Source organism: Pseudomonas sp. GLN_2 (genome assembly GCF_043106005.1).
GTDB classification, from domain to species: Bacteria; Pseudomonadota; Gammaproteobacteria; order Pseudomonadales; family Pseudomonadaceae; genus Aquipseudomonas; species Aquipseudomonas alloputida.
In genome coordinates this window covers 171,187-192,468 of the sequence record NZ_JBICMC010000077.1, presented here as the reverse complement: position 1 = coordinate 192,468, position 21,282 = coordinate 171,187, and the positions used below count along the sequence as shown (strand labels likewise).

Here is a 21,282-nt window from a genome sequence, read left to right as displayed (position 1 = left end):
CCCCGCGTCTGTGCCGTTACTACCAGCGCCATGACTGCCGGTTCCCGAATCGCTGTCGGTACCGTCACCTCCGGTATTGTTCGTCCCATTGTCGTCAGTGCCGCCATCACCCGTACCCATTCCATCGGCGGGTGCTCCCGAGCCAGTCGCTCCGCCTTGGTCGTTCATTTGTCCACTGTCGTTCGATTGCATGCCAGGGGCGCGCTGATGGTTCAGGTCTGTGGCGGCCGAAGCAAGTGGTGAAGCGCAGCCCAGGCAGAGTGCAAGCAGTAACGTAAAAGGTTTTGCTGGTGTCATGGTGAAATGCCTTTTTGGATTGTTCACCCAATGTTCGGCACTGGCGTGCGTAGCGGGTGCCCGCTGAGCGACGGAAGGCGCTGCATCGGGTTGACCGTGAAGTGGCGCTTGATCGCGAGCAAACGCCGCTTTGCTCCAATGAAGCGCTGATAACGTGCGGGGCATCATTGAGCCTGGTGCTATCAGGTGTCCGAAATGAGTTTTCCACTACATGCGTTTTAGCTTGTCATGGACATGATTTGTAAATGTTTTCTACTTGCAGCCTACTCGCGCCCGATAAATTCTTTCTTCGTGACGCCGGGCCCCTCTGACGGTTATACCGCCATGTCGGAGTCATAGTTGTTGAACTACGACTATACAGGAGGGGCTCATGTCTGCCCTTAATGCGTATCTCAATCAAGACGTTCTTGGTACTGACCTCTGGCTTTGGCTTTCCTTTTTCGCTGTTGTGCTAACACTGTTGGCGCTTGACTTGGGTGTGCTCCATCGCGGCAATCGGGAAATTGGAGTCAAAGAGAGCTTGTTGCTGTCTGCGGGCTACATCAGTATGGGCCTTCTGTTCGCGGTCTGGGTGTATTTCCAGAAAGGCAGCGACGCCAGCATGGACTATGTGACAGGTTTCTTGATTGAAAAATCCCTGTCAATGGATAACGTTTTCGTTATTGCGCTGATCTTCAGTTTTCTGGCCATTCCTCGGGAGTTCCAGCACCGAGTATTGTTTTGGGGGATCATGGGGGTCATCGTCTTGAGGGCTATCATGATCGGCCTCGGGGCTGCGCTCATCGCCCAGTTTAGTTGGATACTTTACTGCTTCGGCGCGTTCCTGGTCTTCACCGGGGTAAAGATGCTATTCGCTCGCGTCGATCATGCGCCTGACTTGGAAAACAACCGTTTCGTCAGATACCTGCGCACACACCTACGCATTACCAAAGAATTGCACGGTCAACGCTTTGTGGTCCGCTTGCCTGACATGTCAGGAAAAAGAACTCTATGGGTGACGCCACTATTCCTTGCACTTGTCCTGATTGAAGGTGCAGATTTAGTGTTTGCTGTTGACAGCGTGCCTGCAATATTTGCAATCACACAGGACCCGTTCATCGTTTATACGTCGAACATCTTTGCTATTCTCGGCTTGCGAGCGCTCTATTTTGCATTGGCTGCGATGATCAGTCGCTTTGTTTACCTTAAGTACGCGCTGGCTCTGGTGCTTGTCTTTATCGGCGCTAAAATCTTCCTTCATGACGTGGTGGGTAAAGTACCCGCCGAAATATCGTTGAGCGTTACCATCGGCCTTCTGATTGGCGGCGTGTTGCTTTCGCTTTGGAAAACCCGAGCGTCCGCTAACGCTCATTGAATAATTACGTTCGCTGAACGGCTGGGCAAGGACACGCTCCGCAAGCATGGCATCGTGGCCTGCGCGTCCGATTACGAACGCCATGGGGACTCGTCCGAGAGGGTGATGTCAGTGGTCGAGGCAATCCAGTAACGACCGCCTCTTGGGCCTTCACACTCGGTCAGTTGTCCCCGCAGGTTCAGTTTGTACGCGCTGGCCTAGCGCTCAGGTGCAGCTTTCTGCGTTGTGGCGCTCACGATGACCCTGAACGAACAGAGCATTATGTGTTGTCCTATGGGACAGCGGCGCAGTCTGTGATAATGGGGAATGAAAAGGGCCCTATCATGTTGACCATCTCCAACAACGTGCATCTGTCGGATGCCGAAATCGAACTCACCTACATCCGCGCGCAAGGCGCGGGCGGGCAGAACGTCAACAAGGTGTCCAGCGCCGTGCACCTGCGCTTCGACATCCCGTCTTCATCGTTGCCCGAGTTTTACAAGGCGCGGCTGCTGGCGCTGCATGACAGTCGAATCACCGGCGCCGGCGTATTGATCATCAAGGGCCAGCAGTACCGCACACAGGAGCAGAACCGTGCGGACGCTTTGGCGCGTCTTGCCGAGTTGATCATCACCGCTGGCAGGACCGATAAGAAACGTCGCCCCACCAAGCCGACCCTGGGCTCCAAGACCCGCCGCCTCGAAGGAAAAGCCAGGCGCAGCGCTGTCAAGGCGGGTCGGGGGAGGGTGGAGTTCTAGGCTCTGTCAGTTGCGGTAGTCGTAATGTCGGCTGAGTGGACCATGCAGCGCTGGCGCGTGTCAGCGTAGATAACTTTCTACTCGCCAAGGTCAGGCTGGAGGGTTTCAAATTCAGGCATCTCTAAATGAGAAATTGGCGGTGTGGCGCTTGCTCTGCAGCAGGCAAGTGGGGCAGGTGGCCCTGATTTTCATTTCGGTTTGAATTTAAACTGCGTTAGGATGCACTAAAGGTCACCTGTCCAACTTCGGAGTATCCCCATGTCGCGTCTGGCAGAATTTAGACAACTTGAGCAAAAATTGGCCGCCCAGTTGGCCGAACTGGAGGCCATGAAAGGCAGCCGTGAGCTTCAGAAAGAAATCGAGTTTGAGACCAAACTCCGCGATCTGCTGGGCAAATATGGCTATAGCCTTCGTGACATCATCAACCTTCTGGATCCACAGGCCAGTCGCCGTGCCGCACCTGCTGCCGCAGAGAAAGCACCTCGTCGCGCTCGTCAGGTTAAGCAGTACAAGAACCCGCACAACGGCGAGATCATCGAGACCAAAGGTGGCAACCACAAACTGCTGAAGGAGTGGAAGGCTCAATATGGATCTGATGTGGTCGAGTCTTGGGTTTCCTAAGTTCGATCAAAGACGCAAAAAAAGAAACGACCTCAAAGGCCGTTTCTTTTGCCTGTGGATGAGCAGGCTGAATCCCCCATGGTTTCCTCGACACTTGCCGCGCTCAGGAAATGGCGTATCTGCTACTGACCTGCGGCCAAGGTTAGCGTCTGTATGAAAAGCCTTGAGACGGCTTTTCATGCAGTGCCTGGAAGGCTGCTCGCAGACGGCCTGTAGCGATGGATGTCACTCGGGCAACGCATACACCCTGAACAATTTTTTCACGATATCGTTGGTCCCTCCCAAGTATTTGTCGTAGTCCTTTTCAATGGAGCCCGAACGATAGGCTTCGCTCAAGGCCGTATCGACCAGCAGGCGGAAGTCTTCGTCATTGCGCTCCACCATCATCGCCACCGGCGAGTACTCGAATATGCGGTCCAGGAGCATCAGGTTTTTGGGAGCCCCTTCCTTGGCTATTTGGTTTTTCAGCAACATGCGCTCGGCAAAGAACGCGTCCGCCTTGCCGTCGGCGACCAGCTTGATGCCCTCATCGTTGTTGGCCACTGTAACCAGTGAAGCGATTACACCAAGTAGGCGCATCCTTTCGCGAATCCAGTCTTCGGTTATACCGCCCTCAATGGTGGCGTATGTGTGGTTGGCCAGACCACTGTTGATGCTTGCTCGCCAGGTCGGTCCGCTATTGGCGACTTTGCCATTGAGTACATTAAGCAGCGATTCGGGGGCATCCTTGCGCACCACGACAGAGAGACCGGCGGTGTAGATCGGTATGGCGTAACTGATCGTCTTGCGCCGTTCCAGAGTGGGCGGAGTCGGCGTGCAGAGAATATCGACTTTCCCCTGGCTAACCGCACTGACCTGGTCGTAAACCGTAACCGGCTGGTAGCGCACTTGCAGGTCCGGCAGGCCAAGTTCGCGCTTGAGCTTGTCTGCAACTTTAAGGCATTGCTCGATGGCATAGCCGCTGGCTTTGTCGCCTTCCTGCGTGCTGAAGGGGGCCAGGTCTGGCAGGTAGCCCATGGTGAAGCTGTGGCTGCTGCGCACGCGTTCAAGTGTGGAGGCACTGGCCATCAAAGGCAGCGTCAAAAACGCCAGAGCGAGCAAAAAACGGGTGGTTTTGATGAATGGTACGTTCATGTCCGGTTTCCCCGTATGCAGATGTCTGTGCAGTCCTGGCTGCCGCGCCTAAGGATTGCCGGCCCCGGCCTGTTCGGCTGGCAGCGTGTCGGTGAAACGCTTGGCGAGGAAACCGTAGAGCAGGTAACCGAAGGCCAGTACCAGGGTGCCGCCCATGATCGCATCCTTGCCGCAGGCATACAGGGCATACAAGGAGTACGTCACCGCAACCAGCAGCACTACCAGGTTGCGCGCGTAGATCGTCGTTGAGACACCGGCCTTGTACATGATGACCAGCAGACCAGTCAGCGCGGTTAAATATGGGATGAGGTTAGTCACCGCCGCCAGGTTGACCAGCTTGCTGAACTGGGCGGCGGCATCCGGTGAAATGGTCGACAAGGCCATCAAGGTTTGCAGCACGCCACAGACGATCATGCCGACGACAGGGGCGTTCATGGCATTGACCTTGCTGAAGAACTTGAGGAACAGGTTCTGGTCGGCGGTCATCTTGGCAGTTTGTGCCAAGGTAAATTGCCACCCCAGCAGCGAGCCGACACACGCCATGACCGCCAGGGCCATGACGATATGGCCTACCAACGGATTGAACATCGTGGCGTAGACCAGCGCGAAGGGCGCCGTGGACTTGGCCAGATCGGCATTGGGAATGATGCCCTGGATGACGGTGGTCGACAGTATGTAGACACCGGCAGCCCCCAAGGTGCCGAACAGGCAGGCCAGTGGCACGTTGCGCTTGGGGTTTTCCACGGCATCGGTGGCTTGGGCCGCCGACTCCATGCCCAGGAACGCCCACAGGGTCAGAGGAATGGCTTTGGCGATGGACTCGGAAATCGGCAGATTGTTAGGGTTCCAGGCGGCGACCAGTACATCGGGCTTGAACCAGAACCAGCCGATGATGCAAAGGCCCGCTACCGGAATGATCACGCCCCAGACCGTGAAAGCACCGATCTTGCCGGTGATGCCGGGGCCGCCGAAGTTGGCGAAGGTGGTCAGCCAGATTAGCCCGATGGTGCCTATGCACAACGGGATGGCACCACTACCCAGCCAGGGCAAGAAAGCGGTCATGTAGCCCACCGCAGAGATGGCCACGGCTACGTTGGCGATGGCCAGAGACAGGAAGTACAGGTATGAGCAGAGGAAAAAACCCGACTTCGCGTGAGCCTCTTCGGTGTAGGCGGACAACCCGCCAGAGCGTGAGCAGAAGACGCCGCACTGGGCAAAACAATAAGCGATGGCCATCGAGCCGATTGCCGTGAAAAGCCACGACAACAGCGAGACAGCGCCCAGTTGAGCCATGTTGGTAGGCAACATGATGATCCCCGAACCCATCATGTTGACTGTCACCAACGTCGTGAGCCCGACCAGGCTCATTTTTTTGCTTGAATCAGCCATCGCAAACTCCTTGCCGCGTTCAATGTTTTGAACCTCGGTCCGGCAACGTGCAACGCGTGGCCGAATAGGGGGCTAATGCACAATGCTTGACTACGTAAATTCTGCAGGGTGGGCGCACCTGGCAGTCTCGCTTGATCTTGACAGCAGGTTGGCAGGTTCAAAGCCCGGGAAAGGGCCATCGAACAGTGCTATCGCCAACAGGTAATCGACGATGGATTGCTTACGGCGGGTACGCCGTGACGGTGCGGCGTTGCGTCGTTATCAGCGTGAACTCGATTAACCGTTAACAATTGATAAAGATCAATGATCCTTGCCTATTTCACTTCGTCCAACAGGCAGCGCCTTTGATATGACCTTGGCGGGTTATGGATAATGACTGTCACATCAGTTAGCGGGTACGGTGATCACAGGGCTTGCGGCGCCACGCCTGTTTTGGCAAGAGAGAACAGTACCAGTATGAACAAAAACTCCGATGTGTAGGTTAGCGGAAACAGACAGGGGCCGCGCATCGATCTGACATAGCATACGATTTAACATAATATGCATTATGCATAACATCGTATTAGTCACCGGTACTGCTGGGTGGGCAGATTTAAAAGGCACATGACCGCTCAGGCGCCTTTCCAGCTGTGACAGTACACGGAAGCCTCTGACCCTAATCTCGAAAGTAAATCGACCTAGGCCGATTTTTTGCCTCATTCCGATCCATCTTGCTGCTCGGATCGCTCTCACAGCTGCAGACCCATTCAACGCTTCTGTCCACCGATGCCATGGATACAAGCCGCTTCCTGGCGCGACGAGCCTCGTCATGAAGGTGTCGATTGACGTCTATGTGTTACTGCAGCCACGTAGACTGCGTTAAGCAAACGCGCCAGCGCCTTTGCTATTTCTGAAGACTTGCGAAGGCCGCGTATGCTTACTCATCGATGAAAACACAAGCACCGGGGCGAACTCCTTTTTCTGACCAGAGGTCTCACCTGTGAAATCAGAAGAAACTTTGGACTTACAGCATCAAAAATGAATTTAGGCGCGATGGCCTCGAGTGACTGCGGTTGCGCTGACAATCCTGTACGGTTCCGAACACGCAATATCGGTGAGATCTGTTTCAGGTAGCTCATCATTATCCAAGTGAAAATAAAGCATGAGATATTTGTAGAACCGGGTTTGTCCAATCGCATTTGGCTCTGATTTGCACAGACGCCACGAACTTTCAGTAGCCTAGATGCCCAGATCAATCCCCATACATGCTCTCGCCTAACCTTGGCAACCCCTCAGCCTAAAGCGGTTTACTCACTCAATAAACGATAAAATCGGTCAAAATAATCGCCCTGTACAGCTCTGTCTCAGTCAGTACACCCGTTTAATTTGCCTGGCGCCCGGGTGCAGGCCAGCCATTCTGTATCCTCAAAGCCCAACTCCAGGCTACCTGAGCGCTTCAGTTCGCCACGAAGCTGTCCGATATCAGCGTGCGCCAGCAGCCCGATAACCCAGAGAACCTGAGATAAAGCCAGTCGGTTGCATTGCCGAGCAATAAATACCAAACTACCCTTCTTTTATGTAAGCGCGCGACCCAACTCGACTAAATGAATATTTAGTTGAGTTATACGCATAGCCTGTCTGGAAAGTGCCCTTCACGCTTCCCTCAATATCCGATAATTCTCAGGCCGGGATATTGTGTATTGCTCAGCGCCATTCTTTATTCAGGTTGTCCCATTTCACCGTGACCACCCTGTCTTCGAAAGTTACCGGTGCTTCCTGATGCTGAATTTCCAGCAGCTGATCGAAAACAGCCGACGGTGCGAGCCTACCTAGCCTTCTTCCCCGCCCCCTGAACGCGGCCGAGGGTTTCAGACGACTATGGGGTTGTCTCCTCTGCCCTCACCCAATGAAACTCACCCGCTGTTGTCTACGCGGCACGGCCGCAGCTTGCTTTACGCCTGGCGGCGTTTACTAAGCACTTCCAGCCCATTGAACAGCGCCATGCCGGCCAGCATCGCTGCCACAAACAGCCAGCCTTGCCAAAACCCGCCGGCCAGCAGCACCAGGGCCGGCCCTGGGCACACCCCGGCTAGCCCCCAGCCAATGCCGAAGATCAGGCTGCCACCCACTAGCCGTCGGTCAATGTCGCGTCGGGCAGGCAACTGCATCGCGCCGCCGAGCAAGGACACAGCGTGCCGACGCGCCCACGCCATCGGCAGCAGTGCAACACCGATCGCGCCCGCCATGACGAGTGCCAGTGACGGGTCCCACTGCCCCGCGAGGTCGAGAAACCCCAGTACCTTGGTGGGGCTTGCCATGCCCGATAGCAACAACCCCATGCCGAACAGCAACCCCGCGATGAATGCGCTGATCCGGGTCATTTCATGCTCCTGGGTAAAGGTGGCGAACCACGAAGACGGTGGCAAAGCCGGCTGCCATGAAGCACAACGTGGCCACCGCCGAGCGAGGGGACAGGCGAGAAAGGCCACACACACCATGGCCACTGGTACAGCCACTGCCATAGCGGGTACCCACGCCCACCAGAAGCCCTGCGACCATGAGCAACCAGGGGGCCGTACTGAAATGTACCGTGGGCATCGCCGAGAACGCTCGCCACAAAAGTGGCGCCGCGATGATGCCCAGCAGAAACGACAGTTTCTCGCCTCGCCCTTCTCCGGTGCGCTGCAATAGCGAGCCGAGCAAACCGCTGATACCGGCAATGCGCCCGTTCGCCACCACGAACAGCCCGGCGGCCAGGCCTATTAGTGCTCCGCCTGCCAGAGCCGACCACGGTGTGAAGGCAGCCATATCAACCACTATTTCAGTGCTCCCTATCCAACTGCAGAAATGAATCGGTTCCATCTTAACGCTGAGCCTGCACCGCTGGAATCCACCCCATCGCGACGGCCCTTCGGGCCCATGGCCAGCCACCGATAGCGTCAGAGGGATGCTGCTGGTAACAGCCTGTGCGACGGGTATATGCATTGGGTTCCAGGCCTCTTGAAAGCGCGTGGGGCTGACCCAGTACCAACCGATCAGGCTCAGACCGGCAACGGGTTCAATCACGCCCCATACACTGATGGCTCCCAGCCAGCCGATAATGTAGGAGCCGCCAAGATTGGCCAATGTGGTAAACAAGATCAGTATGACCGCCCCTGTCAGCCACCAAGCCCATTTTCTTTGCTGGATGACTTCTGCGCTTCTGCGCGTACATGCCTCGATGATACCGGTCGGTCCCCTGTCACACCCTCATTCTCGTGCGCTGCGCCCCAGCCGCCGCGCCCCCGGCAGTGCACTCATGCCGTGCAATACCACGCTGAGCAGAACGCAAGCGATGGTGCACGCGATGATCGTGCCAGCCTCTTGCAACGGCGCATCCAGTATCAGTATCGCGAACACGATGGACGCGAGCCCACGGGGGCCGAACCAGCCAATGAACAAGCGGCTCTCGGCGCTGAGTGTGCTCCCCGCCAGGCTGAGCCAGACAGGCAGCATTCGCACTAGCGACAGGCTCGAAAGTGCGTAGAACCAGACGGAGGGCGCCATGATCTGCGAAGCCTTGGGCGCCACATAGGCGCCAAACACCACCCAGGTCAGCAGCGACAGCGCTTCACCGCACGACTCGCCGGTGACGATCAACGGCTGGGTTTCCCGTTTGAACAGGTAACCTGTCAGCAGCCCTGCGCAGAACGCGGCGATAAAACCGCTGCCCCCCAGTGCCTGAGCGCTGGCGAAGCTCAGTAATGCCAGCGCGGGCATCACCAGTTGCTGCCAGGCCTCGATCTGCAGGCAATGGCGTTGCGACAGACGTAACAACCCGCCTACCAACAGCGCAAGCGCCGCCCCCGTGAGAACTCCGATACCCAACTCCTCCAGGAAGAAGTAGCCCGCCAAGGCAAAAGGCATCGTCGAGTGAGCCTCCGTCAACAATGCCAACAGCAAGAGTAGTACCGGCACGCAAATGCCGTCATTCAAGCCGCTTTCGACATTCAGGCTCTCGCGCACATCGGCCGGAACGTCGGGGTTGCTTACGACGGCCTTGCCGACGGCGGCGTCGGTCGGGGCCAGTATGGTCGACAACAGCGCCATCTCCAGCCAGGGCATCCGTGGGAACATCAGCCAGGCGGCAAACCAGCCCGCAATCAGTGTCAGCGGCAGGCCCAGGGTCAGCAAGCGCAAGGGCAGGCTACGGGATTGCCGCAATTGGGCCAGGTTGGCTTTGGCGGCATCATTGAACAGGACGATTGAGAGGGTAAGCTCGGCCAGCAAGCGAAGATCGTTGCGGTCCAGTAAAAGGTTCAACAACCCGAGCCCAGAGGGGCCTGCCACCAGGCCTGCCAGCAGAAACAACAGCGGCCCATTGACAGGTTTGGACTCAAGCGCACCGGCCAGGCTGGCGTACAGCACCAGCAAGGCGGCCAGAACAGCCAGGTTCTGATACATGGCCACGCCTCGGGATCAAAAGCGTATGTAGCAACGCTATCACTGCCCGCGCAACGCGACGATCTGAAAGGCGGCAGAAGTTATCTTAGGTCAACTATGCGGGTAATAAAGATCTCGCGTGCCGGCCATGGCCCATCAGTGTCATCAGCAGGATATGGGTGCCTGCGCCCGTCTGGTAGATGCAGTAATCCGCGATGCACTTAAACTCAGGTTCCTGGCCCGGACTCGGCTGGCTATCACTTGGCTTTTATCAAGCCCATCTCAAGGTGCCCGGGTAGGCTCCCGCCCAGTGATATCCAATAAAGGAGAAACACCATGAATCGCCCCGCTCCATCGAGGGTCCGCCTGTATGACGAAGACGATCTGGACAGCGTGCTGCGCTCGATGGCCCGCCAGGCCATGGCCTGCCTGCCTGTGTCCGAAGTGGCACTGGTAGGCATTCAGCGGCGTGGTGAGCCGCTGGCGCAGCGCTTGCAACTGCACCTGCAGGCACTCACCGGTGCTGCGCCCTTGCCGCTCTACCCGATCAAGGTCAAGCGCTATGCAGACGACCTGAGCCTCCTGCATGCCCATACTCAACTCACCGAAAACCCTGAACTCGCCAAGCTCGACCTTGCCGCAACCACCTTGCTGGTGGTCGATGACGTGCTCTACGAAGGGCACTCCCTGCTACGCACCTGCGCCTACCTCGCCGAACTGGGTGCGCGCCACATCATCAGCGCGGTGCTCGTCGACCGCCACGTCTGCCGCCAACCGGTGCATGCCGATATCGTCGGCATTCATCTGCAGGTCGCGGCGCAGGATATCGTCGAATGCCATGTGCCCCCCTACGAAGGTCAATTCTGCGTGGAGGCGGTGCGCCATGGCCGAACAGGCGATACCGCCTGATTCAACTGCCAGGTGCAGGCCTGATCGTCAGGATGCTGCACGGCGCATGGCTGACAAGCCGCTCGGTGGTATCGCCGATCAGCTTGGCCCAACGCCTGGCCTGCACGGCGCCGACCACCACCACATCGGCTCCCAGCGCAGCGACATGGGACTTGATGACACGCAAAGGCGCACCTTCGCTGAAGAATCGATGGTTGTGGGCGATGCCGTGGGCATCGGCCAACGCATCGAACGGCAACTGCAGCGATTCGCGCAGCTCATCCGCCCAAGGGCCGGCGAGGTCAGGATTTGCCAGCATGGCGATTGGCAGGTCGTAAGCCGACAGCAGGTTCAGCTGGCCCTGACATTGCGTTGCCAGTTGCTGACCGGCCATCACCAGTGCGTCATTGAGCGGCGAGGCGTGAGATACATCCACCGCGACCAGCACGCTAGCTGGCATGGCTGGGGCATTCGCCGGTACGAACATCAACGGCACCTCGCTCCCATGCAACAGTACCTGGTCAAGTGAAGTCCGGGCCCTCTGATCGATCAGGGAACAGCCTGAGCAGTCCTTGATCACCAGGTCAGGCGCAGAGCGGGCAATGCAGGCCGGCACCAGGTCTCGGGAATCGGAGGTTTCCACGGCTTCGAAACCTGGGCGTGCCCCCCTTGCCGGCAGCTCATCGAGCAGCGCCTTGAGCGCTGTGCTGAAATGCACGAATGAAACGCAAGGCCGCGGGGTTGTCAGCAACTCGTGGCGCAGGCGCAGTTCGCCGGGTTCATGAATACCCAGCACGTGCAGGGAAGCACCAGACGCCGCAGCCAGGGCCATGGCCCGGTCCAGCGCGGCATTGGCTTGAGCCTTGGTCATGATCAGCAAAATCCGGCGATACGGGCTCATCGGGCACCTCCCGGTGCGGCTGCAGGATAGCCTACGCCGCCGCAGCTTCAGCAGCGCGGGGCGCTGTTCCAAAACGGGATGTTCGAACGCATCCTGGTCGCTGACAGCATCAAGCCCTTTCGCCTGCCCGCCCCTTGCCCGCCCCTTGCCAGGCCCGGCTGGGCATCGTCGGCACCAGCGCCCTGGTCGCCGAGCGCCTCACGCCCATGGCGTAGTCATCCGCACGTTCCTACACCACCAGGATGTTGCAAGGTACCTGGTACAACACATGTTCGGTGGTACTGCCGAACAGACGGTCCAGTCCCCGTGCGATGGGCCGCCCCAGGACCAGTACCTCCACCGGCTGTGATTCGACGTATGCGCTGAGCACCGCGACCGGGCGCCCCAGCACGAAATGGCAACGTTGCGGTGGTGCGCCGAAGCGTTCGGCCAGTTTCCTGAAATCATCCTCCAGCGCTTGGCGCATGGGCTCGGCAATGTCACCGATGGCCCAGGCGGCATACCCCATATCGCCCATGTAGGCCATCGACAGATCGCAGGCGTGCAGCAGGTCCAGTTGCGCCCCTGTCTGCAAGGCCAAAGCACCGGCCTGCTGGACGATGCTGTCATTTCGGGCTTGCCCCTCTGGCGAGGTGTCGGCCACGTCCACCGCCGCCACGATCTGGCGCGGCAACGCCGGCTGGCTGGCACCGAGCAAGTAGACCGGGACCGGGCAGTGGCGCAACAGTTGCCAGTCAAGCGGCGTGAAGAAGGCGCGCTTGAGCGCAGGCTCATGCTCGACCTGCTTGAGCAGCAGGTCCGGTTGCATCTCCAGCACGTGCTGCAGAATGTCACCCTGCAAGGTCGTTACTCCAGGCCACCTCGGTCGTCACCTGCACGCCGGAGGCGCGCAGTGCGTTTGCCTGGGCTTCCAGCTGTTCATGCTGAGCAAGCCGATAAGCCTCCCGCTCCGCTTGATGCTTACCGGACTCCAGCAGCCAGAGTTTGTCCAATGACTCGAGCAAGGCGACGATGTGCAGGCTGGCCGATGCCGATCTGGCCAGTGCAACAGCCTGCTCCAGGGCGACCGCCTGGTGCAGCATTGGACGCATGATCAGCAACAGCCGTTGATAGTGACTCATGATGGCCTCCAACGGTGGGCCGGCCTGATCACTCAGGTCGCTCGGGTTGCATCGAGACGGGGCTTTTCGGCCGGCAGTGATTGACCGCTGCTGCCAGCATCCGGTCAACGCCGCCCTTGGCGCTTGATTTTTATCAAGCGTGCAAATGCCTGCAGCGGTGTTCAATGTTGGTCAAGGTAACGGTACAAGGCCTCCTCCTGGTCGAAATGCAGTTTTGCCAAGGTATCCAGGCGTATGAGCTCGTGCTGGATTTCGTCGGCGCTCGGGTTGGCGGCGGCTTGGGCGAAATCCTCGTTCATGCGCGTCAGCAAATGGATCAGCCTGAACATTTCCCGGTGGGTATGGCTGAGCGGCGAGAGCGGATCCTCGCCTCCCATGTAGCGGCTCAACAGGGGGTACAGCTGCTGCTCGTCGTCCCGCTCATGACGCTCCAGCGAGCCATGCAGGGCGGCGACCAGGCGCCCGAGGTCGGCCCGCGCCTGCTCCGCAGGACGGCTGGCAAAGTCCCGTGCCATCTGGCTCAGGTCGGTCAACACCCCGTCCAGTTGTCGATGCTCGTCCTGCATGCGCTGCAGGCTCTCGGTCGGCAACCCGTTGTGGCCATCGCCCGCAACCGGGCCGAGGGCGCGAAGGGCGTTGAGGATGATCAACAGGTCGATGCCTTCCTGCAGTACCGCCCCCATCACCGCAGGCAGGTAGCCGGCCGCAGCGAACAGCATGGCCAGCAGCGAGAGGCTCATGCCCACCCATACGCCTTGCCGGGCGATGTGCACGGTGTGTCGGGCGATGTCGAGCGCTTCGATCAGACGATCCAGCCTGTCGACCAGCAACACCACGCCGGCTGACTGTGCCGAAGCAGTCACGCCGGACGCGCCCATGGCAACCCCGACATCGGCGGCAGCCAGTGCTGGCGCATCATTGATGCCATCCCCGACCATCAGCGTGGGACCTTTTCGGCAACCTTCCTGCACCAGGCGGACCTTGTCCTGCGGTGAGAGGCCAGAGTGAAGCGCATCGATACCCGCTGTCAGCGCGATCATTTGCGCCGTCTGGGGGCGGTCGCCAGTCAGCATGACAATCTGGTCGATGCCGCGGGCTCGAAGCCGGCGCAGGGTCTGAGGGGTTTCCCGACGCACATCGTCGGCCAGCCGTAGCATCGCTTTCAATTCACCGTCCACGGCTACGAAACTGCCACTGCTGGCCAGATAGTCCAGCTGTTGCAAGCACACCTGTGCCCAAGGGCCCGCATCCCTGCCCTGCTGCACGTAAGCCAGCAGCCCCAAGCGCACGGCTTTGCCTTGTACCTGGCCGGCCAACCCTTGGCCTGGCGCCTCCTGCACCTGTTGCGGCGCCGCCAGGCTCAGGCCCCGCGCGAGGGCCGCATCGACAATAGCCCGAGCGATCGGATGGGTGGATGCCTGGGCCAATGACGCGGCCCACTGCAAGATCTGCAGCGGCGCGCCCTCCCCGTTAAGCTCGATCGATTGCAGCCGCGCATGGCCGCTGGTCAAGGTACCGGTCTTGTCGAGAAAAACCTGGCGGATCCCGGCGAGCGCCTCCAGTACCGCACCATCGCGCACCAGAATGCTACGCCGCGCCGCTCGCGAGATGCCCGACAGCACGGCAATCGGCACCGCTAATATCAGGGGGCAAGGTGTGGCGACCACCAGCACCGCCAGCACGCGTTGCGGGTCGCCACTGGCCCACCAGGCGAGCGCGGCGATCAGCAACGTCAGCGGGATGAACGCCAGCGCGTAGCGGTCAGCCAGGCGCACGAAGGGCGCCCGTGACTGGCGTGCCGCCTCGGCCAGGCGCACGATGCCGGCATAGGTGCTTTGTGCCGCAGTCTGCGTGGCCACCAGCACCATCGGCGCGCCGGCGTTGCACACCCCGCTGGCCACCGGCTCGCCGCAATGACGAGTGACGGGTAACGACTCCCCGGTCAGCGCCGCCTCGTCCAGGGTGGCCTGGGGACTCTGCAGGCGCCCGTCCACGGGTACGATTTCACCCAGGCGCACCAGCACGGCCTGCCCTGGCCTGACCTGATCCACCGCAACTTCGCGCAGCCCGTCTTGCTCCTGGATCCAGGCACGTTGCGGCGCTCGGTCGATCAGCGCCCGCAATTCGCGCTCGGCATGACGCACGCTGAACGCTTCAAGTGCTCGGCCGGTGGCCAGCATCAGCGCGACCACCGCAGCCACCAGCATGTTCTCCAGGGCCAGGGCGGCGGTGATCGACAGCAAGGCAATCAGGTCGATACCCGCCTCACCCCGGGCTAGGCGCCTGAACATTTCCACCGCCAGGACCCCGGCCATGACCAGGCCGCCAGTTGCCCAGACCAGCCCGGCCCAGGCAGGCCGCTGCGCCGCATAGGCCACGCCGCCAGTCAGCAGGGCCAGCGTGCAGACCACCAGCAGTGCGGGGTCGAGCCATCGACGTGGCATGGCGGGCTACTTGCGTCTGGCCTGCTGGCGCAGTTGCCGCACCTCGTCCTGAGCCTGGGTTGCCCGCCTTAGGGCCTCGTTGGCGGTCTGCTCGACCAGATCGATGCGGTAACACACTTGATCGGCGCGCAACCTTGCGGTGGCGGCGTTGTTCTCTGCTGATTCCAGGCGCGCATCGTATTCCTCGGCGCGCCACGCCGTGCAGCCGGACGCGGTAACCAGCAACAGGCTTGCCCACCCGCAAAGCACATAACGTCGCATGTCGGTACCCTCGTGCATGGCCAGGACACGCTAAGTATCGATGGCGGCGTGCGCCGCACGCCTGACATTTGTCAACCGCGAGCGGCCTGTTCACCCGGTTTGACCTTTATCAATCGCGCTGGTGGGCACAAGGGTAGAAACAAAGACTCAGGGCACCGCACCCCTACCCTATCTGCTACCGGAGCCGATCATGAACGACCTTGACCTGCGAGACCTTGTGCTCGAAGAGCTGGAATTCAAACCCGATATCAATGCAGCCAGCATCGGTGTGACGGTGCAGAACGGCGTGGTGACCCTCTCCGGGCACGTCAACAGCTACGCCCAGAAAGTCAGTGCCGAGCGCACGGTCAAGGCCATGAAAGGCGTGCGCGGCCTGGCCGAGGAGATAGAGGTACGCCTGAACAAGCTCGAAGGTACCGCTGACGACACGATTGCCAGCCGTGCCCTGAACATCATCGCCTGGAGCTCGGACGCCAACGTGGAGGGCATCCAGGTCACCGTGCAAAAAGGGACGGTGACCCTGGAAGGCCAGCTCGATTGGCAATACCAGAAGGAAGTGATCGAACAGGCAATCTGGCGCTTGTCGGGTGTGGTTGGCGTACACAACCGCATCACCCTCAAAGCCCGGGCCGACGTGGTCGATATCAAGCGCCACATCGAGGACGCACTCAAGCGCAGCGCCGAAATCGAGGCCGGAGGCATCCGCGTCACGGTCGACGGTGGCGTGGTCAAGCTGGAAGGCAAGGTGCACTTGCTGCGCGAGCGAGAAGTGGTCGAGCGTGCGGCCTGGTCGGTGCCGGGCGTCAGTAAGGTCGAAGATTATCTGTTGATCGCCTAGCGCCGCCGCGCCGAGGACCGATGGCCATGAACAAGGATAAGCCCTGGACGCTCTACCTCCTGGCAGTTGGCCTGGCAGTGCTCGCTGCCGTGCAGTTCGGCCTGTTCAGCCAGCCCTTCCTGCAATTACTCGATCAGCAGAAGGTCAGCGACCTGCATATCGAGCACGAGCGGATCCTCGGCAGGCTGCAGGAGCCGATCGATGGCCACTCGGTATTCTCCACCGTTCGCGTCGACCCGGCTCTGAGCGAGCAGCTGGGACGCTCTGGAGTCGCGTTCTCTGGCGTCGTCGAGGACAACACGGTAGCGACCGTGATGGGCGCGTTGATGCCGCTGTTGATGATGCTGGTGCTGTGGTACGTCCTGTTTCATGGCCTGGGGCAGAAACAGGGGTTGGGCGGGTTGATGGGGGTGGGCAAGTCGCGTGCGCGGGTCTACGTCGAACACGACACCCAGGTGACTTTCGCCGACGTGGCCGGTATCGACGACGTCAAGGGCGAGCTGACAGAGATCGTGTCCTTCCTGAAAAACAAGGCGTGGTATGCGCGCCTTGGCGCCCATGTGCCCAAGGGCACGCTGCTGGTAGGCCCACCCGGCACCGGCAAGACCCTGGTCGCCAAGGCCATCGCCGGGGAAGCGGCGGTGCCATTTTTCTCGATCTCCGGCTCGGAGTTCGTGGAGATGTTCGTGGGCGTGGGTGCCGCCCGGGTGCGTGACCTGTTCGACCAGGCCCGCCAAGCGGCGCCTTGCATCATCTTCATCGATGAGCTGGATGCCCTGGGCAAGATGCGCGGCGTCGGCAGCTTTGGTGGCAATGACGAGAAAGAGCAAACCCTCAATCAGTTGCTCGCCGAGCTTGACGGCTTCGACCCACGGGAAGGCGTGGTGCTGTTGGCGGCGACCAATCGCCCTGAAGTGCTGGACCCGGCGCTGCTGCGTGCCGGGCGCTTCGACCGGCAGATTCTCATCGACCGGCCCGACCGCAAGGGCCGCCTGGCGATCCTGAAAGTCCACCTGCACAAGATTATCTACAAGGACGACCTGGACTGCGAGCGGATTGCCGAGATCACCCCGGGCCTGACGGGCGCCGACCTGGCCAACCTGGTCAACGAGGCTGCCATCGTTGCCACCCGGCGGTCCAGCCAGTGGGTCGAGTTGCAGGACTTCACCGCTGCGGTCGAGCGACTGGTGGCGGGCATCGAGCGCAAAGGCAGCGTATTGCGCAGCGACGAGCGCCAAGTGGTGGCGTACCACGAAATGGGCCATGCCCTGGCCGCCAGTAGCCTGCCGGCGATGGACCCGGTGCACAAGGTGTCGATCATTCCCCGCGCCGCGGGTTCACTGGGCTACACCCTGCAACGGCCGACCGATGACCGCTACCTGATCAGCACGCAGATGCTGCGTGACCGCCTTGTCGTGCTGATGGCCGGGCGCGCCGCCGAGCACCTTGTGTTCGGCCAGGTCTCCACGGGTGCCGCCGACGACCTCGGGCGCGCCACCGATATCGCCCGCCAGCTGGTCACCCGCTTCGGCATGAGCCCGGTGCTGGGCCAGGCGGTCCTTGAGCGCCAGCAAGCCGGCTATCTGGGTGACTCGCTGTTGCGTCAGGAGCGCAAGGACTACTCGGAGCAAACTGCGCGCGAGATCGACCTCGCTGTCCGCGGCTTGCTCGAAGAAGCCTATGGCCGCGCCCGGGCTTTGCTGAAGCAGCGCCGCAACGACCTGGATGCAGGCGCGCGTCTGTTGCTGGCCAAGGAGACCATCACCCCCGAGGAATTCCCGGCGTTGCAACCGCAAGCCAATGAGCCCGCCACCTATGTGTTGGTCGATGCCACGAAATGAACCGCCGATCCTGGCCAGGGTACCTGCGATGCTCTTTGTCACGCTGATCAATATGCTGGTGGTGATCCTGGTAGTGATCATTCATTACGAATGCCTGCTGCGCCTGAATGACTGGCTACCTCGGCTCAAGCTCTGGAGCCGCTTTCGCATCGTCGCAGGCGTGTTCGGCGCACTGCTGGCCCATGCCCTGGAGGTGTGGTGCTTTGCCTTGGCCTATTACCTGATGGCTCATGCCCCAGGCTGGGGCACGCTCAGCGGCAATTTCGACGGCAGTTTCCTGGACTGCGTGTATTTTTCCTTCACCACCTACACCACCATAGGCTTCGGCGATATCGCCCCCACTGGCCACCTCAAGTACCTCACCGGCCTGCAGGCGCTGACGGGCCTGGTGCTGATCACCTGGACCGCCTCGTTCCTGTTCCTGGAAATGCAGAAGTACTGGAAGGCCAAGTAAGGCGGGCTCAGGCTCGCGACGCTGAAGTCCAGCGCCATTGCGCAACTTCAGGCATGTCTTCGCCATGTTCGATGAGGTAGAGCTTGTGCTTCTCCATCGTGGCCCAATAGCGGGCGCGGGCCTGTTCGAGCTGGGGCTGCAAACGTGGCACGCGCTCGAACACATCGAGCAGCAGCTGGTAGCGGTCCAGATTGTTGATGACTGCCATGTCGAACGGCGTGGTCGTTGCGCCCTCTTCGCGAAATCCCCGGACATGAAACCGTTGCGGATTGGCGCGTTTGTAGATGAGGCGGTGGATGAGCGCCGGATAGCCGTGGAAGGCAAAGATGACCGGTCGATCTTCGGTAAACAGCCCGTTGAAATCGCTGTCGGACAGCCCGTGAGGGTGCTGTTGCGACAGTTGCAGCGCCATGAGGTCAACGACATTCACCACCCTCACACGCACGTCTGGAGCCTGCTCTTGCAGCAGTGTAACCGCCGCCAGTACCTCCAGTGTCGGCACATCGCCCGCGCAGGCAAGCACCACCTCGGGCATCTCGTCATCATGGCAGGCCCAGCCCCAGCGCCCGATACCTGATTGGCAGTGCACGGCGGCCGCTTCGCAATCGAGCCATTGCCACTCCATCTGCTTACCGGCAACGATCACATTGATGTACCCACGGCTGCGCAGGCAATGCTCAGCCACCGACAACAGGCAGTTGGCGTCAGGTGGCAGATAGATCCGCGCAAGGTTGGCCTTCTTGTTTGCCAGCAGGTCGAGCAAGCCCGGGTCCTGGTGCGAGAAACCATTATGGTCCTGCCGCCAGACATGCGAAGTCAGGAGGATATTCAATGAGGCGATCGGCTTGCGCCAAGGCACCTCGGCAGCTGTCTTGAGCCATTTGGCATGTTGGTTGATCATCGAATCGACGATATGGATGAAAGCTTCGTAACAGGAAAACAGGCCATGGCGGCCCGTCAGCAGGTACCCCTCAAGCCAGCCCTCGCAGATGTGCTCACTGAGGATGTCCATGACCCGCCCCTGTGCTGAAAGGTGTCTATCATCGCTGGCCCGAGCATCCAGCCACACCTTGTCGGTCACCTCAAATACCGCATCCAGACGGTTGGACGCCGTTTCGTCAGGGCCGAACAGGCGGAAACTCTGCGACGCAAGGCTGTTCTTCATGACATCGCGTACATAACCACCCAGCACTCTGGTCGCCTCGGCCCGCACCTGACCAGGGCCCGGCATCGGCACGCAGTAATCGGCGTAGTGCGGCAAATCCAGGGCCCGCAATAAGAGACCGCCGTTGGCATGGGGGTTCGCGCTCATGCGTCGCCGGCCAGTTGGGGTCAGCGCGGCCAGCTCAGGCAACAACGTACCCTGTGCGTCAAAAAGCTCATGGGGGCGGTAACTTTCCAGCCATTGTTGCAGCTGCATCAGGTGCGGCGGTTTGTCAAGGTCCGCCAACGGCAACTGATGGGACCGCCAGGTGCCCTCTACGCGTTGCCCATCCACGTACCTGGGCCCCGTCCACCCTTTGGGGGTACGAAGAATCAGCACCGGCCACAATGGCCTGTCGACCACCTTCGGGTCTTCGGCATGCCGCGCGAGGCGCTGGATCTGGCTGATCTTCTCGTAGATGACATCCAGCGTCCTGGCCAACGCGCGATGGACCTCCATAGGCTCGTCACCCTCGACAAAATACGGATCATAACCATAGCCATACATGAGGCTGGTCAGCTCCTCCTCGCTGATCATCGACAGCACGCTGGGGTTGGCGATCTTGTAACCGTTCAGATGCAAGATGGGCAGCACCGCGCCGTCGCGGGCGGGGTTGAGGAACTTGTTGCAGTGCCAGCTGGCAGCCAGTGGCCCGGTTTCGGCCTCACCATCACCAATGACGCACGCCACGATCAGTTGCGGATTGTCCAGGGCGGCACCATAGGCATGGGCCAGCGAATAGCCCAGTTCGCCCCCTTCGTGAATGGAGCCAGGCACATGGGGGCCGACATGGCTGCCAATGCCATAAGGCCAGGAAAACTGCCGAAAGAGCCGGGCCATTCCAAGTGCGTTGCGCTCGACCGATGGGTTGAGCTCGGTGTAGGTACCGTCGAGGTATGCCTGAGCGACCAGGGCAGGACCGCCGTGGCCAGGCCCCGTGACGAACAGCACATTGAGGCTGTACTGGCGAATCAACCGGTTCAGATGGGTATAGACGAGGTTGAGCCCCGGGGAAGTCCCCCAGTGGCCCAGCAGCCGAGGTTTGACATCGGCCAAGGTCAAGGGCCTGGTCAACAAGGCATTGCCCTGCAGATAGATCTGGCCAACGGTGAGGTAGTTCGCCGCCCGCCAATAGGCATCCAGGCTTTCGAGCTCTTCAGTACCGGGGAAATCACTCATGCCAGCCTCCTTTCGTCATTGCGCACGGGGCGCTCAAAGGTCTTCGCCGCGAAGATCTACCTCCCGCCGGCTCTGTTGACGGATCAGCAGTCACAGTTCGTACAGGTGGTCCGACAGCAGGCCCATCAGGTCGTCCGCCGTGGCGATTCCGACCAGCAGACCGAGATCATCGACGACCGGAATGCGTCGGACAGTGGCGCGCCGCGGCATAGATGGAG

Annotated in this window: 16 protein-coding genes and 1 pseudogene; 7 read left to right on the top strand and 10 right to left on the bottom strand. The window is 60.2% G+C overall.

The genetic code is table 11. The features are described 5' to 3' along the window. Positions 1-667 precede the first annotated feature (667 nt). From ACF8Q6_RS17845 to ACF8Q6_RS17835, 3 genes are all read left to right on the top strand, one after another. Positions 668-1,651 carry a TerC family protein gene (locus tag ACF8Q6_RS17845; RefSeq protein WP_392491884.1) on the top strand — a complete coding sequence of 328 codons (984 nt, stop codon included), beginning with the start codon at positions 668-670 and terminating at the stop codon, positions 1,649-1,651. A gap of 323 nt (positions 1,652-1,974) precedes the next feature. Continuing rightward, on the top strand, positions 1,975-2,388 hold the full coding sequence (gene arfB, locus ACF8Q6_RS17840) for an alternative ribosome rescue aminoacyl-tRNA hydrolase ArfB (RefSeq protein ID WP_392491882.1): 414 nt from the start codon (positions 1,975-1,977) through the stop codon (positions 2,386-2,388). 258 nt (positions 2,389-2,646) lie between these two features. Then, the gene (locus tag ACF8Q6_RS17835; RefSeq protein WP_014756834.1) at positions 2,647-3,009 is read left to right on the top strand and encodes a histone-like nucleoid-structuring protein, MvaT/MvaU family; all 363 of its coding nucleotides are present in this window, start codon (positions 2,647-2,649) and stop codon (positions 3,007-3,009) included. Positions 3,010-3,234: 225 nt separating this feature from the next. On the opposite strand, the gene ACF8Q6_RS17830 is transcribed toward ACF8Q6_RS17835, so the two are convergent. The 5 genes from ACF8Q6_RS17830 to ACF8Q6_RS17810 all read right to left on the bottom strand — a co-directional run bounded on the left by ACF8Q6_RS17830 (position 3,235) and on the right by ACF8Q6_RS17810 (position 9,954). Beyond that, positions 3,235-4,143: an amino acid ABC transporter substrate-binding protein gene (locus ACF8Q6_RS17830; RefSeq protein ID WP_088513160.1), complete on the bottom strand. Its 909-nt coding sequence runs from the start codon at positions 4,141-4,143 to the stop codon at positions 3,235-3,237. A gap of 48 nt (positions 4,144-4,191) precedes the next feature. Then, entirely contained in the window at positions 4,192-5,532 is a 1,341-nt protein-coding gene (gene potE, locus ACF8Q6_RS17825) for a putrescine-ornithine antiporter (protein ID WP_392491881.1), read from the bottom strand. A gap of 1,931 nt (positions 5,533-7,463) precedes the next feature. Beyond that, positions 7,464-7,892: a DUF6691 family protein gene (locus tag ACF8Q6_RS17820; RefSeq protein ID WP_392491879.1), complete on the bottom strand. Its 429-nt coding sequence runs from the start codon at positions 7,890-7,892 to the stop codon at positions 7,464-7,466. A 1-nt stretch (position 7,893) separates the two neighbouring features. Next, positions 7,894-8,331, bottom strand: a complete 438-nt coding sequence (locus ACF8Q6_RS17815; RefSeq protein WP_017148341.1) for a YeeE/YedE family protein — start codon at positions 8,329-8,331, stop codon at positions 7,894-7,896. Between the two features lie 429 nt (positions 8,332-8,760). Beyond that, on the bottom strand, positions 8,761-9,954 hold the full coding sequence (locus ACF8Q6_RS17810; protein WP_392491878.1) for a cation:proton antiporter: 1,194 nt from the start codon (positions 9,952-9,954) through the stop codon (positions 8,761-8,763). Between the two features lie 315 nt (positions 9,955-10,269). Here ACF8Q6_RS17810 and ACF8Q6_RS17805 point away from each other — a divergent pair, with 315 nt between their 5' ends. Then, positions 10,270-10,842 carry a bifunctional pyr operon transcriptional regulator/uracil phosphoribosyltransferase gene (locus ACF8Q6_RS17805; RefSeq protein ID WP_392491876.1) on the top strand — a complete coding sequence of 191 codons (573 nt, stop codon included), beginning with the start codon at positions 10,270-10,272 and terminating at the stop codon, positions 10,840-10,842. Between the two features lies 1 nt (position 10,843). Here the strand turns inward: ACF8Q6_RS17805 and ACF8Q6_RS17800 are convergent, their stop codons facing one another. From ACF8Q6_RS17800 to ACF8Q6_RS17785, 4 genes and pseudogenes are all read right to left on the bottom strand, one after another. Next, positions 10,844-11,722 (bottom strand): universal stress protein, encoded by an 879-nt coding sequence (locus tag ACF8Q6_RS17800; RefSeq protein WP_392491875.1) that lies wholly within the window; start codon positions 11,720-11,722, stop codon positions 10,844-10,846. A 229-nt stretch (positions 11,723-11,951) separates the two neighbouring features. Further along, positions 11,952-12,843 (bottom strand): annotated as a pseudogene (locus ACF8Q6_RS17795) (universal stress protein). 161 nt (positions 12,844-13,004) lie between these two features. Continuing rightward, positions 13,005-15,287, bottom strand: coding sequence for a heavy metal translocating P-type ATPase (locus tag ACF8Q6_RS17790; protein WP_392491874.1), 2,283 nt, complete (start codon positions 15,285-15,287; stop codon positions 13,005-13,007). A 6-nt stretch (positions 15,288-15,293) separates the two neighbouring features. After that, the gene (locus ACF8Q6_RS17785) at positions 15,294-15,548 is read right to left on the bottom strand and encodes an outer membrane lipoprotein OprI (RefSeq protein WP_108078689.1); all 255 of its coding nucleotides are present in this window, start codon (positions 15,546-15,548) and stop codon (positions 15,294-15,296) included. A 190-nt stretch (positions 15,549-15,738) separates the two neighbouring features. Between ACF8Q6_RS17785 and ACF8Q6_RS17780 the strand changes: the two genes are divergently transcribed. Genes ACF8Q6_RS17780 through ACF8Q6_RS17770 form a run of 3 tightly spaced genes read left to right on the top strand, consistent with a single transcriptional unit; the run spans position 15,739 to position 18,681 of the window. Then, entirely contained in the window at positions 15,739-16,386 is a 648-nt protein-coding gene (locus tag ACF8Q6_RS17780; protein WP_019751519.1) for a BON domain-containing protein, read from the top strand. A 26-nt stretch (positions 16,387-16,412) separates the two neighbouring features. Continuing rightward, a complete protein-coding gene (gene ftsH, locus ACF8Q6_RS17775; protein ID WP_392491873.1) occupies positions 16,413-18,227 on the top strand; it encodes an ATP-dependent zinc metalloprotease FtsH in 1,815 nt (604 codons plus the stop codon). A gap of 28 nt (positions 18,228-18,255) precedes the next feature. Next, positions 18,256-18,681 (top strand): potassium channel family protein, encoded by a 426-nt coding sequence (locus ACF8Q6_RS17770; protein WP_088513168.1) that lies wholly within the window; start codon positions 18,256-18,258, stop codon positions 18,679-18,681. Positions 18,682-18,688: 7 nt separating this feature from the next. Here ACF8Q6_RS17770 and ACF8Q6_RS17765 read toward each other — a convergent pair whose 3' ends face one another. Next, positions 18,689-21,064 (bottom strand): phosphoketolase, encoded by a 2,376-nt coding sequence (locus ACF8Q6_RS17765; protein WP_392491872.1) that lies wholly within the window; start codon positions 21,062-21,064, stop codon positions 18,689-18,691. Positions 21,065-21,282: the final 218 nt, after the last annotated feature.

Coding starts and splice junctions, on each gene's coding strand:
- ACF8Q6_RS17830 (WP_088513160.1), bottom strand. CDS start 4,143: ATGAACGTACCATTCATCAAAACCACCCGTTTTTTGCTCGCTCTGGCG.
- ACF8Q6_RS17845 (WP_392491884.1), top strand. CDS start 668: ATGTCTGCCCTTAATGCGTATCTCAATCAAGACGTTCTTGGTACTGAC.
- ACF8Q6_RS17790 (WP_392491874.1), bottom strand. CDS start 15,287: ATGCCACGTCGATGGCTCGACCCCGCACTGCTGGTGGTCTGCACGCTG.
- potE (WP_392491881.1), bottom strand. CDS start 5,532: ATGGCTGATTCAAGCAAAAAAATGAGCCTGGTCGGGCTCACGACGTTG.
- ACF8Q6_RS17800 (WP_392491875.1), bottom strand. CDS start 11,722: ATGAGCCCGTATCGCCGGATTTTGCTGATCATGACCAAGGCTCAAGCC.
- ACF8Q6_RS17780 (WP_019751519.1), top strand. CDS start 15,739: ATGAACGACCTTGACCTGCGAGACCTTGTGCTCGAAGAGCTGGAATTC.
- ACF8Q6_RS17770 (WP_088513168.1), top strand. CDS start 18,256: ATGCTCTTTGTCACGCTGATCAATATGCTGGTGGTGATCCTGGTAGTG.
- ACF8Q6_RS17765 (WP_392491872.1), bottom strand. CDS start 21,064: ATGAGTGATTTCCCCGGTACTGAAGAGCTCGAAAGCCTGGATGCCTAT.
- ACF8Q6_RS17805 (WP_392491876.1), top strand. CDS start 10,270: ATGAATCGCCCCGCTCCATCGAGGGTCCGCCTGTATGACGAAGACGAT.
- ftsH (WP_392491873.1), top strand. CDS start 16,413: ATGAACAAGGATAAGCCCTGGACGCTCTACCTCCTGGCAGTTGGCCTG.
- ACF8Q6_RS17810 (WP_392491878.1), bottom strand. CDS start 9,954: ATGTATCAGAACCTGGCTGTTCTGGCCGCCTTGCTGGTGCTGTACGCC.
- ACF8Q6_RS17820 (WP_392491879.1), bottom strand. CDS start 7,892: ATGACCCGGATCAGCGCATTCATCGCGGGGTTGCTGTTCGGCATGGGG.
- arfB (WP_392491882.1), top strand. CDS start 1,975: ATGTTGACCATCTCCAACAACGTGCATCTGTCGGATGCCGAAATCGAA.
- ACF8Q6_RS17835 (WP_014756834.1), top strand. CDS start 2,647: ATGTCGCGTCTGGCAGAATTTAGACAACTTGAGCAAAAATTGGCCGCC.
- ACF8Q6_RS17785 (WP_108078689.1), bottom strand. CDS start 15,548: ATGCGACGTTATGTGCTTTGCGGGTGGGCAAGCCTGTTGCTGGTTACC.